Genomic DNA, 14,434 nt, shown 5'->3' on the forward strand with positions numbered 1-14,434 from the left:
CCCGCCCGCCGCGAGCGGCCCCTCGTACCCGTCCCTGGAGTCCCCGTGAGCTTGATCGTGCAGAAATTCGGCGGGTCGTCCGTCGCCGACGCCGAGAGCATCAAGCGCGTGGCCAAGCGCATCGTCGAGACCCGCAAGGCGGGCAACGACGTCGTCGTGGCCGTCAGCGCCATGGGCGACACGACCGACGAGCTGCTCGACCTCGCGCACGAGGTCACGCCGATCCCCGGGGGCCGCGAGCTCGACATGCTGCTCACCGCGGGCGAGCGCATCAGCATGGCCCTGCTCGCCATGGCCATCCGCAGCCTCGGCGTCGAGGCCCGCTCGTACACCGGCAGCCAGGCCGGCATGCTCACCGACGCGCAGCACGGCAAGGCCCGCATCGTCGACGTGACGCCCGGCCGCATCCGCGACGCGCTCGACGCCGGGTCGGTCGCGATCGTCGCGGGCTTCCAGGGCTTCAACCGCACGACCGGCGACATCACCACCCTCGGCCGGGGCGGCAGCGACACGACGGCCGTGGCGCTCGCCGCGGCGCTCGACGCCGACGTCTGCGAGATCTACACCGACGTGGACGGCATCTTCACCGCCGACCCCCGCGTCGTGCCCAAGGCCCGCAAGCTCGACCGCATCACCAGCGAGGAGATGCTCGAGCTCGCCGCCGCGGGGTCGAAGGTGCTGTACATCCGGGCCGTCGAGTACGCCCGGCGGCACGGCGTCACCCTGCACGTGCGCTCGTCGTTCCACAACGGCGAGGGCACGCTGGTCGTCAACCCGAAAGAGGGAGAGAACGTGGAAGAGCCCATCATCAGCGGCGTCGCCGGAGACCTCAGCGAGGGCAAGATCACGGTCGTCGGCGTGCCCGACGTGCCCGGCAAGGCCGCGCAGATCTTCCGCACCGTCGCCAAGACCGGCGCCAACATCGACATGATCGTGCAGAACATCTCGGCGGCGTCGACCAGCCGGACCGACATCTCGTTCACGCTGCCGAAGTCCGAGGGCGCGACCGTCCTCCAGGCGCTCGAGTCCGACCGGGCCGAGATCGGCTTCGAGTCGCTGCAGTACGACGACCAGATCGGCAAGCTCGCGCTCGTCGGCGCGGGCATGCGGACGAACGCCGGCGTCTCGGCCCGTCTCTTCACGGCCCTCTTCGAGGCCGGCATCAACATCGAGATGATCTCGACCAGCGAGATCCGCATCTCGGTCGTCACCCGGGCCGACACGCTCGCCGACGCCCTCCGCGTCGTCCACACCGCGTTCGAGCTCGACGGCGACGTCGAGGCCGTCGTCTGGGCCGGCACCGGTCGCTGACCGCGCCGCCCGGCCCAGCCCACGCCTCCGCCCCGCCCCCGTCCCCGCACCACCCGTCACGAAGGAGCACGACATGTCCGACACCCTGAGCGAGCGGGGGCTGCGCGTCGGCGTGGTCGGTGCCACCGGCCAGGTCGGCAAGGTCATGCGGACGCTGCTCGACGAGCGGGACTTCCCGCTCCGTGAGATCCGCTTCTTCGCGACGGCGCGCTCCGCCGGCACGACGCTGTCGTTCCGCGGCGTCGACGTCGTCGTCGAGGACGTCGAGACCGCCGACCCGACGGGCCTCGACATCGCGCTCTTCTCCGCCGGCGCCACCGGCAGCCGGGCGCACGCCCCGCGCTTCGCCGCCGCGGGCGTGCTCGTCATCGACAACTCGAGCGCCTTCCGGATGGACCCGGAGGTGCCGCTCGTCGTCAGCGAGGTGAACCCGCACGCGATCGACCAGGCCGTCAAGGGCATCATCGCCAACCCGAACTGCACGACGATGGCCGCGATGCCCGTCCTCAAGGTCCTCGACGCGGAGGCGACCCTCGAGCGCCTGATCGTCAGCACCTACCAGGCGGTCAGCGGCAGCGGCCTCGCCGGCGCCGACGAGCTGCTCGGCCAGGTGCGCGCCGCCCTCGAGGGCGACACGGCCGGCCTCGTCCACGACGGAGGCGCGGTGCAGATGCCGGAGCCCGCCGTCTACGTGCGCCCCATCGCCTTCGACGTCATCCCGCTCGCCGGCTCGATCGTCGACGACGGCCTCGACGAGACCGACGAGGAGAAGAAGCTGCGCAACGAGAGCCGCAAGATCCTCGAGCGCCCCGACCTCCGCGTCAGCGGCACCTGCGTGCGCGTGCCGGTCTTCACGGGCCACTCGCTGTCGATCAACGCCGAGTTCGCCGACGCCCTCACGGCGGCCCGCGCAAAGGAGCTCCTCGCCGACGCCCCCGGCGTCGTCCTGACCGACGTGCCGACGCCGCTCCAGGCGGCGGGCTCCGACCCGTCGTACGTGGGCCGCATCCGGCAAGACGAAGGGGTGCCCGGCGACCGCGGCATCGCCCTCTTCATCAGCAACGACAACCTCCGCAAGGGCGCGGCCCTGAACGCGGTGCAGATCGCGGAGATCGTCGCGGCCCGTCGCCTCGCCGCCGCCTGAGCCCGGCAGGGGAGCGCGGGAGGCGCGGGGCACCGAACCCGCGCCTCCTGCGCTCCGAACAGCGAGCGTGACCCGTCTCGCCCGCTCCCTCGTCGCCGTCGCGGCGTCCCTCCTCGTCCTCACCGGCTGCGCGCCCGACCCCGCGGCGCCGTCGGCCGGCGACGGCCGGGCCGGCGTCCCGGAGGGAGACGGGCCGGTCGTCTCCTTCTACGGCGACTCGTACACCCTGGGCACCGGCGCGAGCGATCCGTCGAAGCGGTGGTCGACCGTCGTCAGCGCCGAGCGCGGCTGGCGGGAGCACAACGAGAGCGTGAACGGCCTGGGCTTCGTCAACAACCGGACGTCGTTCGAGGGCGGCGACCTGCCGGGCCAGGTGATCGCGGCCGACCCCGACATCGTGATCGTCACCATGGGGCTCAACGACGCCTTCTCGTACGACAGGAGCGCCGACGAGATCCACGAGCAGATCGGCGTCGACCTGCACCGCCTCGACGACGCCCTGCCCGAGGCGCGCATCGTCGTCGTCGAGCCGTTCTGGTACACCGACGAGCGGCCGGAGAGCGTCGACGTCATCGCCGGGTGGGTGCGGGAGGCAGCCGACGAGATCGACGCCGACCAGGTGCCCGGAGCCTCGCGGTGGCTGACCGGCCACCCGGAGTGGATGGCAGCCGACGGGCTGCACCCGAACGATGACGGCTACGCCGAGCTGGCGCGGCGCATGGACGAGGCGCTGACCGGGCTCGGGCTCTGACCGGGCTCGGGCACCGACCGGCGGGGTCGTCGGCGGTCGTTCGACGTCGAGAGGCCTGCGCTGGCTCCCCGGGGCCGCTCGCCCCGCCGTGCGCGCGTCGGCCTAGACTGACGCCGTGACCGATGCACCGAAGCCAGTCGACGTCGCCCTGATCGGGGCGGGCATCATGAGCGCCACCCTCGGCGCGATGATCAAGCAGCTCGAGCCGACGTGGACGATCCAGATCTACGAGGCCCTCGGCGAGGTGGCCCAGGAGTCGAGCAACCCCTGGAACAACGCGGGCACCGGCCACTCCGCACTCTGCGAGCTGAACTACACGCCCGAGCGCTCCGACGGCACGATCGACATCAGCAGTGCCGTCAAGGTCAACGAGCAGTTCCAGGTCTCGCGGCAGTTCTGGTCGCACCTCGTCGCCGAGGGCGCCCTGCCCGACCCGTCCGCGTTCATCTCGTCGACGCCCCACATGAGCTTCGTCTGGGGCGAGAAGAACGTCGAGTACCTGCGCAAGCGCCACGAGGCCCTGCGCGACCACCCGCTCTTCCGCGGTCTCGAGTTCAGCACCGACGCCTCCGTCATCCGGTCGTGGGCCCCCGTGCTCATCCCCGGCCGCTCGAAGGGGCAGCCGATCGCCGCGACCCGCATCGAGGCCGGCACCGACGTCGACTTCGGGGCGCTGACCCGGCTGCTCATCGAGCACCTCGAGGCGAACGACGCCCGCCTCGAGCTCGACCACCGCGTGACGGGCCTGAAGAAGCTCGGCGACGGCACCTGGCGCATCAAGATGCGCAAGCAGGTCGGCGGCACGCCCACGACGGTCGACGCCCGCTTCGTCTTCGTGGGGGCCGGGGGAGGCGCGCTGCACCTCCTGCAGAAGTCGGGCATCGACGAGATCAAGGGCTTCGGCGGCTTCCCGGTCAGCGGCGAGTTCCTCCGCACCGACGACCCCGAGGTCGTCGCGAAGCACCGGGCGAAGGTCTACGGCAAGGCCGCCGTCGGGTCGCCGCCCATGTCGGTGCCGCACCTCGACACCCGCATCGTCGACGGCGAGGCGAGCCTCATGTTCGGGCCCTACGCCGGCTTCAGCCCGAAGTTCCTCAAGAACGGCTCCGTGCTCGACCTCGTGATGTCGATCCGGCCGCACAACCTCTACCCGATGATCCGGGCGGGCCTCGCCAACCTCGGCCTCGTGAAGTACCTCGTCGGCCAGCTGGCCGCGAGCAAGGAGACCAAGTTCGAGGCGCTGCGCGAGTTCATGCCCGACGCCGACCCGGCCGACTGGTACCGCATCACCGCGGGCCAGCGCGTCCAGGTGATCAAGCGCGACGCACAGAAGGGCGGGGTGCTGCAGTTCGGCACCGAGGTCGTCGCCGCGGCGGACGGCAGCATCGCCGGCCTCCTCGGTGCCTCGCCGGGCGCCTCGACGGCCGTGCCGATCATGCTCGACGTGCTGGAGCGCTGCTTCCCCGACCGCATCGCGGGCTGGACCCCGGTGCTCCGGCGGCTCGTGCCGACCTACGGGGAGTCCGTCGCGACGGACGAGCAGCGGGCCGCCGCCACCCTCGGCGCGACCGCGGAGGCGCTGCGCATCCACGCCTGACCCCGTCGCCGGCGTCCCGGCCCGATCGAACGTGTGTTCTAATGGACGCATGCGGTGGAGCGGGCAGGCGATGGCGACGGAGAGCGACTCGGCCCTGCCCGGGCTCGCCAAGCTGTCGAACCTCGTGGCCTCGGTCACGACGCCGGAGTTCGCGGGCGTCACCTTCCACGAGATCCACGCCAAGAGCGCGCTGAACCGCGTGCCCGGCGGAGACAGCGCCCTGCCCTTCGGCTGGACGGTCAACCCGTACCGGGGCTGCAGCCACGCCTGCGTCTACTGCTTCGCGCGGCCGACCCACGAGTACCTCGACCTCGACGGCGGCGACGACTTCGACCGCCAGATCGTGGTCAAGATCAACGTGGCCGAGGTCCTGGCCCGTGAGCTCGCCCGGCCGTCCTGGCAGCGCCACCCGGTCGCGCTCGGCACGAACACCGACCCGTACCAGCGGGCCGAGGGGCGCTACCGCCTCATGCCGGGCATCATCGCGGCGCTCGCCGACTCGGGCACGCCGTTCAGCATCCTCACGAAGGGCACCCTCCTCCGCCGCGACCTGCCGCTGCTGGCGGAGGCGGCGGAGCACGTGCCGGTCGACATCGCGATGTCCGTCGCCGTCCACGACGACGAGCTGCAGCAGTCGATCGAGCCGGGCACGCCCACGACCGCGGCGCGCCTCGCCACCGTCCGGGCGGCGACCGACGCGGGCCTCCGCTGCTCCGTCTTCATGATGCCGGTGCTGCCGTACCTCACCGACACGCGCGAACACCTCGCCACGGCGCTCGAGGCCGTCCGCGACTCCGGGGCCACCACGGTGCTCTACAGCGCGCTGCACCTCAAGCCCGGGGTCAAGGAGTGGTTCTTCGCCTGGCTCGAGCGCGAGCACCCGGAGCTGCTGAGCAAGTACCGCGAGCTCTACGCGCACGGCACCTACGCGCCCACGGGGTACCGCCGCTGGCTCGCGGGGCGGATGCGGCCCCTGCTGGCCCAGCACGGGCTGCAGCGCGGCGAGGCCGACCCCTCGACCGGCACGACCCGGTCGCGGGCGCTCGACGACGCGGAGCAGTCGCTGCGGCTGATGAACCTCACCCCGACGTCGGCTCCCCGGTCGCTCCTGGCCGAGGAGCTCCCCGGCGGGGCACGCTCCGCGCATCCCCGGCTCTTCTGAGCGACCGGGGCACAGATCACGACCCTCCTCCGAGTCGATCCGGGGGTGGCCCCAGATAACGGGGTACATGAGCTGGTCCGTGTTCTGGCATGATCATCAGGCCAGCCACGGAGCGAAGGAGGCACGGTGCTGCTCGGACTGCCCGCCCACCTCGCTCCCCAGAGCACCGGTCGCGCGCTCGCGCGCTCCTGTCACGTGATCGCGTGCGTCGTCCTCGCCGGCGCGGCCCTCCTGCTGGTGAGCAACCAGGTGGGCATGCCGTCGCTCATCCTGTGGCCCGCCCTGGTCGCGGTCGTGACGATGGCGGCGCTCGTGCTCGTCGTCGCCACCTACCGCAGCGCCACGAGCTACGCCGCCTACCTTGTCCTCGGCTCGGCCTGCCTCTACTGGTACGCGCTCACCCTCTTCGCCCAGGTCCCGTCGATCCAGGCCTCCGACGCCTTCTCGCTCTCGCTCCCCAAGATCGCCCTGGTCATGGTGGGGGCGAGCGGGGTGCGCCCGCGTCACAGCATCGCCTGGGCGACGGGCGGCCTCGTGCTCGGCGAGGTGGCCACCCAGCTCGCGACCTGGCAGACCGGGTCCGCCCCGAAGGTCGACGTGACGACGGTGGTGGCCTGGGCCGTCGTGGTCGCCACCCTCGGCTACGCCCTCGTCGCCCGCGACCGGGCTCGGCGGGCCCAGCCGAGCATCCACCGCGCCGCCGTCGACCAGCAGCTCCAGAGCATCCGTCACGACATGGAGCAGCAGGCCGCGGCGCTCGTCCACGACACCGTCCTCAACCACCTCGCCGCCGTCGCGACCGCGGGCCCCGGCAGGCTCGACCCGTCGCTCGCCTCGTCGATGGCGGCGGACCTCGAGACGCTCGTCGGCCAGGAGTGGCTGCGTGACCCCGCCCCGCCCGGGGTCGACGCCGCGACGGCCGAGTGGGACGACAGCCAGCTCGCCCGCGCTGTCGAGCAGGGGCGCGCCCGGGGGCTGGAGATCGGCGTCACGGGCGACGTCGCGGCCGTGGCCCGCCTGGCGCCCGTGGTGGGCCAGGCGCTCGGCCTGGCCGTGACCCAGTGCCTGACGAACGTCGAGAAGCACAGCGGGGTGCGCCGCGCGGAGGTCGTCGTCTACGGCGACGGCGGCGAGCTCTCGGTCATGGTCATCGACGACGGTGCGGGCTTCGACCAGGACGCGGTGCCCCGTGACCGGCTCGGCCTCAGCAACTCGGTCCGGGCGCGCATGGAGCGCGTCGGGGGCTCGGCGCAGGTCTGGTCGTCGCCCGGCAGCGGCACCTCCGTCGTCATCCGCGTCCCGGCCACCGGCCCCGACGAGCCGGGCGACACGGTCCCGGTGCCCGGCGCCGAGGGCGCGTCGGACGTCGCGCGCTCGGACGACCGGACGGGCGACGCCGCATGAGCGACCGCGAGCGGACCCCGCAGCAGGTCGACCCCGTGGGGGCCCTGGCCTCCCGTCCCGTGTCGCTGATCACCGTCGTCGCGGCGCTCGCCGTGGCCGTGTCGGCGACCCTGAGCGGTCGTGACGAGATCGTCGACCCGGCCGCGTCCGTGGGCGCGGTCGCGGCCCTGGCGGCGGCCGGCCTCGTGCTCGTGCTCTCCGCCAGCCCGCTCCGGGCGCCGTTCCGGCGTCGCTCCCTGGTGGCCGTGGTCGTGCTCTCCTGTGCCGCCGTCGCCCTCGAGGCGCTCGGTCTCCTCGGGCAGAACGAGCTCGTGCGCGACGACTGGTCGTCGCTCGCGGTCGGCGTCCTGCTGCTCGGCGTCGCCCCCTACCGACCCGCCGCCGAGATCCTCGTCGCCGGCCTCGTCGTCGCGGTCGTCGTGGCCGTGGTCGTGCTGCTCGAACGGCCCTGGTTCGTGACGGCCGTGCCGACCACGACGTTCGTCGTCGTCGCCGTCGTGCCGGTCGTGGCGCTCTCCGCGGCCGCCGCCTCCTTCTCCCGCACCTTCACGCTGCTGGTCGAGCGGTGGATCGACCGCGCGACGACCTTCCGGCGCGCCAGCGCCGACGAGCTGCGGGCGAGCATCGCCCGGTCGGTGCAGCAGGACCGCGTCACCATCCTCAACAGGGACGTCGTGCCGTTCTTCTCGTCGCTCGTCGACCGGGGGGCGGTGACGGCCGCCGATGCGCAGCGGGCCCGTGACATCGCCGACCAGCTCCGGGTGTCGATGGTGGCGGAGGCCGACCGGTCGTGGCTCGAGCACCTCTTCGTCAGCCCGACGAGCGGGGTCTCGGGCATCGTCGTCGACCCCGACTTCGTCGCCTCCGCGATGACCCCGGACCACAGGACGTCGCTGCGCGCCCTGCTCGTCGCCTTCGGCGAGCGGGACGGCGTCCAGGCCGACGACGTGCGGGTCGACCTCCGACGGGTCGACGAGCGCGTCGAGGCCCTCGTGAGCGTCCCGACCACGGTGGGGGAGTTCGTCGTCCGCCGCCGCTTCGCACCGTGGTTCGCCGTGCTCCGCATCGTCTTCGGCGACCTGCAGGTCGACGCCACCTCCCCCCTCCTGACACTAAGGTTTTCTTATGACCAGCACTGAGTCGAGCGGCCGCTCGTCCCTCCGCCCGGGCTTCGGCAGGCCCGCCGCCGCCCCGTCGTGGAGCACGGTCGGCCCCGGCGACGAGACGCCCGCCACCCGCCGGGTGCGCCTCGCCATCCTCGACGACCACGAGGTCCTCCTGGACAGCCTCTCGAGCTGGATCAACGTCAACGCGTACGACTTCGACCTCGTGCTCACGGCGCACACCTGGCTGCAGCTGGTGCACAGCGACAACTTCCCGACCGACCTCGTCTTCCTCGACTTCCAGCTCAAGGAGCCCGTCTCGATCGAGGCCCGGGTCCGCACCTGCCGGGCCGCCGGCGCCAAGGTCGTCGTGCTGTCGAGCCTCGACACGCGGGAGTCGCGGGAGCGCGCCCTCGACGCCGGGGCCAGCGCGTTCCTGTCGAAGTCGCTGCCCATGCGTGAGGTCATGGACGCCGCGCGCCAGGTGATGGGCGTCGCCCGCGACTCGTCGCCGCAGCGGGACTGGCGGCCGCTGCCGGTCGGCGCGACCAACCAGAGCCGACCCAAGCTGAGCGCCGGCGAGGCCGAGGCCTTCCGGCTCTACGTCTCGGGCTTCAGCACCAACGAGGTCGCCGCCCAGATGAACGTCCAGTACGAGACGGCGAAGACCTACCTGCGCCGGGTGCGCGAGAAGTACGCCAAGGCCAACCGACCGGCGAGCAAGAAGAGCGAGCTGATCCGTCGGGCGGCGGAGGACGGCTACCTCCAGTAGTGGCGAAGCTCTACTTCCGCTACGGGGCCATGAACAGCGGCAAGAGCACGGCCCTGCTCCAGGCGGCCTTCAACTACGAGGAGCGCGGCCAGCGCGTGCTGCTGGCGAAGCCCCGGGTCGACACGAAGGGCGACGACGCGGTCGTGTCACGGCTCGGCGTCACCCGGACCGTCGACGTCACCTTCGCGCCGGGCGACGACGTGCTGTCGGTGTTCTGTGCCGAGCGGGCGCGCGTGCGCGACGAGACCGGCTCCGACCTCGCCTGCCTGCTCGTCGACGAGGTGCAGTTCCTGTCGCCGGGGCAGGTCGACGACCTGCTCCGCATCGCCGTGCTGGAGGACGTGCCCGTGCTGGCCTACGGCATCCGCACCGACTTCCGCACGCTGGCGTTCCCGGGCAGCCGGCGCCTGATGGAGGTCTCGCACAGCCTCGAGGAGCTCAAGACGATCTGCCGCTGCGGACGGAAGGCCGTCTTCAACGCGCGCAAGGTCGGTGACCGGTTCGTCTTCGACGGGGACCAGGTCGCGATCGACGGCGAGCAGGTCACGTACGAGTCGCTCTGCGGCGCCTGCTACCTGGCCGAGAGCAGCGGCCGCCTCGCCTGACCCGGCCCCCGCCTCCCGCTGCCCGTGGAGGGGCACGGCACGCCCGGAGGCTGGACCCGTAGGGCCCAGCCTCCCCTTCAGCGTCGTGAAGAAAGCACAGAACGACAGGAAGGCTGGACCCGTAGGCCCCCGCCTGCCCTTCAGCGTCGTGAAGAAAGCACAGAACGACAAAAAAGCTGGACCCTAGGGTCCAGCTTTTTTGTCGTGTCGGGGTAGCGGGATTCGAACCCACGACCTCCTCGTCCCGAACGAGGCGCGCTACCAAGCTGCGCCACACCCCGTCATCTCGATCGGCATCTCTGCCGGTCGAAGCAACGTGTACAAGGATAGCGGATGAATCGGGCTCCGCGTGCCACCGCGGGGCGGTGGGCACCGAGGGGGAGCGAGTCAGGCGGTCAACGTCACGACGACCGCCTCGGGGCGGCAGTCGAACCGCACGGGGGCGTAGATCGACGTGCCGAGCCCTGCGGAGATCTCGAGGTGCGCGGTGCGCCGTGCGTGGCTCCAGGTCGTCAGCCCGCTCACCTTGCTGCGGGGGATGTCGCAGTTGGTCACGAGTGCGCCGTAGCCGGGCACCCGCACCTGACCGCCGTGCGTGTGGCCGCCGAAGATGACGTCGGCGCCGTTCGTGACGAACGAGTTGAGCACGCGCTGGTAGGGCGCGTGCGTGACGCCGATGCCGATGGGGTCCGGCCCGCCCCGGTCGTCCTGCCAGCCGACGTTCTCGCGGAGGTCGTCGAGGGCACCGGGGAGGCGGTCGAGGCGGTCCCAGCCCCGGTGGGCGTCGTTCACCCCGAAGAGCTCGAGCCGGTTGCCCCGGAGCTCCAGGGCGCGTGCGGTGTTGTTCAGGTCGAGCCAGCCCAGGTCGGCGAAGAAGGCCTCCATGCGGTCGACGTCGAGCGGTGCCGGGGCCCGGTGCGGCCTGCTCGGCCCGGCGAAGTACTGGAGCGGGCTCTTGGGGACGGGACCGTAGTAGTCGTTGGACCCGTTGACCCAGACGCCCGGCACGCCGCGGAAGGGCTCGAGGGTGTACTCGAGCGCGGTGTGGGCGTCGGCGTGCCCCAGGTTGTCGCCCGTGTTCACGATGAGGTCCGGCTCGTACACCGACAGCCCGCGGACCCACTCCTGCTTCTCCGACTGCCACGGGGCGAGGTGGAGGTCGGACAGGTGGAGGACGGTGAGCGAGCGCGACCCCGCCTCGAGGATCGGGAGCACCTCGTGACGCACGGTGAAGCGGTTGCGCTCGACGAGCGCGCCCCACGCGAACGCTCCCAGGCCGACGGCCGCGCCCGCCGCAGCGGTCGCGGCCGTCAGGCGTCCGGCAGAGAGGGGGCTCACGAGCACCCTCCGGGGTCGTTGCCGTCCTTGCCGCCGTAGAGCACGACGGAGACGGCGGTGTCCTTCGCGACGGACGTCCCCGCGGCGGGGTCGCTGCTCGCGACCCGGCACTGGTTCTTGCCGTCCCCGGCGGTGAAGCCTGAGACGCCGAGCGCGGTGGTGAAGCCGGCTCCGGCCACGGTCGCCCCGGCGCCCTTGAGGTCCTGGCCCACGAGGTCGGGGACGGTGGTGGCCAGCGAGCCGTCGGAGGTGAAGACGCGCACCGTGGAACCCTTGGCGACGAGCGTGCCGCCGGCGGGGTCCGACCCGCTGACCTGGCCGGCCGGGAGGGTCGACGCCTGCACACCGCCGTCCTCGTACTTCAGGCCGGTGCTGCGGAGGAGCGTCTGGGCGGCGGCGGGCGTGCTGCCGGCGAGGTCGGGCACGCTGACCCCGGTGCCCCGGAGGACGGCGTTCGAGGGGGCCACGAAGGCGCCGCCCGGGTACGCGGCGTTGTTGACCGTCTGGACCTCACGGAAGAAGGCCGACCGTGCGTTCGCGTAGCTGCCGTTGCGGGGCTGCACGGGCGACGAGTAGGCACGCAGGCTCTTCTTGCCGCCGGTGAAGTCGTAGTTGCCCTGCCAGATGGCCGTGGCGACGCGGGTGGACGCGCCGATGATCCAGATCTGGTCCTTGTCGTCGGTGGTGCCGGTCTTGCCGATCTCGGGGATGCCGTCGCGAGGCAGGCCGCCGACGGCCGTGCCCGACGTCCAGAGGCCCGACATCGCCTTGGCGGCGCCGGCGGCGACGTCAGGGTCCAGCGCCTGGGTGCAGGCCTGGGGCTGACCGCCGATGTCGGCACCCGAGGAGTCCTTGATGTTGTCCACGATGATCGACTCGCAGTACTTGCCGCCGGCCGCGATCGCGGCGTAGGCCGTGGCCATCGTGAGCGGGGCGACCTCGTTCGAGCCGAGGATCGACGACGGGTTCTCGTAGGCCAGCGGGTTCCCGTCGGCGCGGTGCACGCCGAGCTTCTCGGCGACCCCGGCGATGTCGGCGAGGTCGAGCTGGGAGGCCATCGCCGCGTACGCCGTGTTCATCGACTGCGCGGTGGCCGCGGCGACCGTCATGCTCCCGGGCTTCTCGCCCGCGTCGTTCTTCGGCGTCCAGCGCACGGTCGGACGGCCGTCCGCCGTGAGCTGGAAGGTGCGGGGAGTCGCGTTGACGGACTGGTTCACGCCGTTGCCCTGCTCGAGCCAGTCGATCAGGGTGAAGGGCTTGTAGGTCGAGCCGGGCTGGAAGCCGCCCGAGCCGCCGTACTGCTGGTCGGTGCTGAAGTTCACGGAGGTCTGGGTGCGGTCCTCGGACGCCACCTCGGAGAACGTCGTGTTCTGCGCCATGACGAGCACACGGCCCGTGCCGGCCTCCACGGTGTTCACGACCGAGCCGAGCTGGAGCCGGGTCTCGCTCGCCGGGGCGTAGCGGTCGACCTTCTCCTTGGCGCTGGCGGTGAGGTCGAGGTCGAGGGTCGTGTAGACGTTGTAGCCGCCGGTTGCCCAGTTCTTCTCGCGCTCCTCGGGCGAGGAGCCCAGGACGGCGAGGTTCTTGATGTTCTTCTTCACGTAGTCGCAGAAGTACTGGGCTCCGGCTGCCGTGACGGCCGCACAGCCCTGCGTCGGCGTCGTCAGGTGCACGTAGCTCGCGATGTCCGCGGCCAGGGCCGCCTGCATCGTCGGCTCATCGATGAAGCCCTCGGCCTTCATCGACTTGATGATGACGTCGCGTCGAGCCTTGTTGCCCTCGTACTTCTCCGGAGTGGAGAGGTTGCGGGTGTCGGGGTACTGGACGATGGCGATGAGGCTCGCGGCCTCCTCGACGGTCAGGTCGAGCGCCGACTTGTTGTAGTAGTGCTGGGCGGCGGCCTGCACGCCGTAGGTCTGGTCGCCGAAGTACGCGATGTTGAGGTACGCGAGCAGGATGTCGTCCTTGGAGTACTTCTTCTCCAGCCCGATGGCGAACTTCATCTCCTCGAGCTTGCGGTCGAGCGTGGTCGTCGTCGCCTCCTTGTAGGCGGCGTCGCGCTCCTCCTGCGTGTCGAGCTGCTGCGACTGAGCGATGCGGATGTTGCGCACCAGCTGCATGGTCAACGTCGACCCGCCGCCGCTGGCCCCCAGCTCGCCGCCCCCGAGCGACCCCGCCGCGGCGCGCACGAGCGACGTGACGTCCACCCCGCCGTGGTCGTAGAAGCGGCGGTCCTCACCGGCGAGGACGGCGTTCTTCAGGTTGCCCGAGACCTGGTCCCACTTGAGCTCGACGCGGTTCTCGCTGTAGAGGGTCGCGAAGGGGACGTCCTGCCCGCCCTGCTTGGCGTAGAGCGTGTTGCGCTGGGACAGCTTGCCGATCTCGATGTACTCGGGGATCGACTCGAAGACCCCGATCGAGCTCGAGGCGGTCATGCCCGCCACGGCGATCGCCGGCGTCACGCCGATGGTGACGAGGAGGCCGGCCAGCACGCTGAAGCCGACGAATCCGAAGAGCGCCCCGACGACGGACGTGGGCTTCGATTTTTGGGCAGACATAAGATCAGGGTAAGTGACACCGACGACATCCGAGCTGATAGGAACCACAAATGGTCCTTTGGGAGTACATGACCACGCCGCTCATGGTGCACAACAGCACCGCGATCCTGAACAACTGGGGGAGCGAGGGCTGGGAGCTCGTGCAGGTCACGCAGGGGCCGGAGGGCGGCCCCGTCGCCTGGTTCAAGCGCGAGAAGCCGCAGGGCGCCTGATGGCCGACGTCGCCGCTCGCCTCGCCGAGCTCGGCCTCGAGCTCCCCGCCGTGGCCGCCCCCGCGGGCGACTACCTCCCCGCCGTCCGCAGCGGCCAGCTGGTGTTCACGGCCGGCCAGCTCCCGTTCGTCGACGGCGCCCTCCCGGCGACCGGCGTCGTGGGCGAGGCCCCCGGGCTGGTGACGCCGGAGGCCGCCCGTGACCTCGCAGCACGGTCCGCGCTCAACGCCCTGGCCGCCGCGGCGACCGTGCTCGGTTCGCTCGACGAGGTCGTCCGGGTGGTGAAGGTGACGGGCTTCGTCGCGTCAGACCCGGCGTTCACCGGGCAGCCCGGTGTGATCAACGGCGCCTCCGAGCTGCTGGGCCGGGTGTTCGGCGAGGCCGGCCGCCACGCTCGCAGCGCCGTCGGCGTCGCCGCGCTACCGCTCGGCAGCCCGGTCGAGGTCGAGCTCGTGCTCGAGGTCGCCTGACCCCGCC

13 protein-coding genes and 1 tRNA gene are annotated in these 14,434 nt (G+C 71.8%); 11 read left to right on the plus strand and 3 right to left on the minus strand.

Translation table 11 applies throughout. From position 1 onward, the window contains the following. Nucleotides 1-45: 45 nt before the first annotated feature. The 9 genes from ASF82_RS02915 to ASF82_RS02955 all read left to right on the plus strand — a co-directional run bounded on the left by ASF82_RS02915 (nt 46) and on the right by ASF82_RS02955 (nt 9,849). Nucleotides 46-1,311: an aspartate kinase gene (locus tag ASF82_RS02915; protein WP_056053143.1), complete on the plus strand. Its 1,266-nt coding sequence runs from the start codon at nt 46-48 to the stop codon at nt 1,309-1,311. Between the two features lie 73 nt (nt 1,312-1,384). After that, on the plus strand, nt 1,385-2,455 hold the full coding sequence (locus ASF82_RS02920) for an aspartate-semialdehyde dehydrogenase (protein WP_056053146.1): 1,071 nt from the start codon (nt 1,385-1,387) through the stop codon (nt 2,453-2,455). Nucleotides 2,456-2,522: 67 nt separating this feature from the next. Further along, complete coding sequence (locus tag ASF82_RS02925; protein WP_056053149.1) at nt 2,523-3,206, plus strand: SGNH/GDSL hydrolase family protein; 684 nt, start codon at nt 2,523-2,525, stop codon at nt 3,204-3,206. A gap of 115 nt (nt 3,207-3,321) precedes the next feature. After that, the gene (locus ASF82_RS02930; protein ID WP_082514261.1) at nt 3,322-4,803 is read left to right on the plus strand and encodes a malate:quinone oxidoreductase; all 1,482 of its coding nucleotides are present in this window, start codon (nt 3,322-3,324) and stop codon (nt 4,801-4,803) included. 49 nt (nt 4,804-4,852) lie between these two features. After that, nucleotides 4,853-5,965 carry an Rv2578c family radical SAM protein gene (locus tag ASF82_RS02935; protein WP_056053152.1) on the plus strand — a complete coding sequence of 371 codons (1,113 nt, stop codon included), beginning with the start codon at nt 4,853-4,855 and terminating at the stop codon, nt 5,963-5,965. 126 nt (nt 5,966-6,091) lie between these two features. Continuing rightward, entirely contained in the window at nt 6,092-7,369 is a 1,278-nt protein-coding gene (locus ASF82_RS02940) for a sensor histidine kinase (protein WP_056053155.1), read from the plus strand. Next, the gene (locus tag ASF82_RS02945) at nt 7,366-8,508 is read left to right on the plus strand and encodes a hypothetical protein (protein ID WP_056053158.1); all 1,143 of its coding nucleotides are present in this window, start codon (nt 7,366-7,368) and stop codon (nt 8,506-8,508) included. Before ASF82_RS02940 ends, ASF82_RS02945 begins: the two co-directional genes overlap by 4 nt. After that, nucleotides 8,495-9,244 carry a response regulator gene (locus ASF82_RS02950; protein WP_082514262.1) on the plus strand — a complete coding sequence of 250 codons (750 nt, stop codon included), beginning with the start codon at nt 8,495-8,497 and terminating at the stop codon, nt 9,242-9,244. Before ASF82_RS02945 ends, ASF82_RS02950 begins: the two co-directional genes overlap by 14 nt. Further along, on the plus strand, nt 9,244-9,849 hold the full coding sequence (locus ASF82_RS02955; RefSeq protein WP_056053161.1) for a thymidine kinase: 606 nt from the start codon (nt 9,244-9,246) through the stop codon (nt 9,847-9,849). Before ASF82_RS02950 ends, ASF82_RS02955 begins: the two co-directional genes overlap by 1 nt. A 207-nt stretch (nt 9,850-10,056) precedes the next feature. On the opposite strand, the gene ASF82_RS02960 is transcribed toward ASF82_RS02955, so the two are convergent. The 3 genes from ASF82_RS02960 to ASF82_RS02970 form a co-directional block, all read right to left on the minus strand. Next, nucleotides 10,057-10,130: transfer RNA gene (locus ASF82_RS02960), tRNA-Pro, on the minus strand. A 106-nt stretch (nt 10,131-10,236) separates the two neighbouring features. Then, nucleotides 10,237-11,187 carry a metallophosphoesterase gene (locus tag ASF82_RS02965; protein WP_056055693.1) on the minus strand — a complete coding sequence of 317 codons (951 nt, stop codon included), beginning with the start codon at nt 11,185-11,187 and terminating at the stop codon, nt 10,237-10,239. Beyond that, a complete protein-coding gene (locus ASF82_RS02970) occupies nt 11,184-13,745 on the minus strand; it encodes a transglycosylase domain-containing protein (RefSeq protein ID WP_082514263.1) in 2,562 nt (853 codons plus the stop codon). The genes ASF82_RS02965 and ASF82_RS02970 overlap by 4 nt, the downstream gene beginning before the upstream one ends. A 50-nt stretch (nt 13,746-13,795) precedes the next feature. On the opposite strand from ASF82_RS02970, the gene ASF82_RS15880 reads away from it, so the two are divergent. After that, a complete protein-coding gene (locus ASF82_RS15880; RefSeq protein WP_185231838.1) occupies nt 13,796-13,957 on the plus strand; it encodes a hypothetical protein in 162 nt (53 codons plus the stop codon). Beyond that, the gene (locus tag ASF82_RS02975; protein ID WP_056053167.1) at nt 13,957-14,427 is read left to right on the plus strand and encodes a RidA family protein; all 471 of its coding nucleotides are present in this window, start codon (nt 13,957-13,959) and stop codon (nt 14,425-14,427) included. The genes ASF82_RS15880 and ASF82_RS02975 overlap by 1 nt, the downstream gene beginning before the upstream one ends. Nucleotides 14,428-14,434 lie beyond the last annotated feature (7 nt).

It is taken from the genome of Frigoribacterium sp. Leaf164, from assembly GCF_001423665.1.
GTDB classification, from domain to species: Bacteria; Actinomycetota; Actinomycetes; order Actinomycetales; family Microbacteriaceae; genus Frigoribacterium; species Frigoribacterium endophyticum.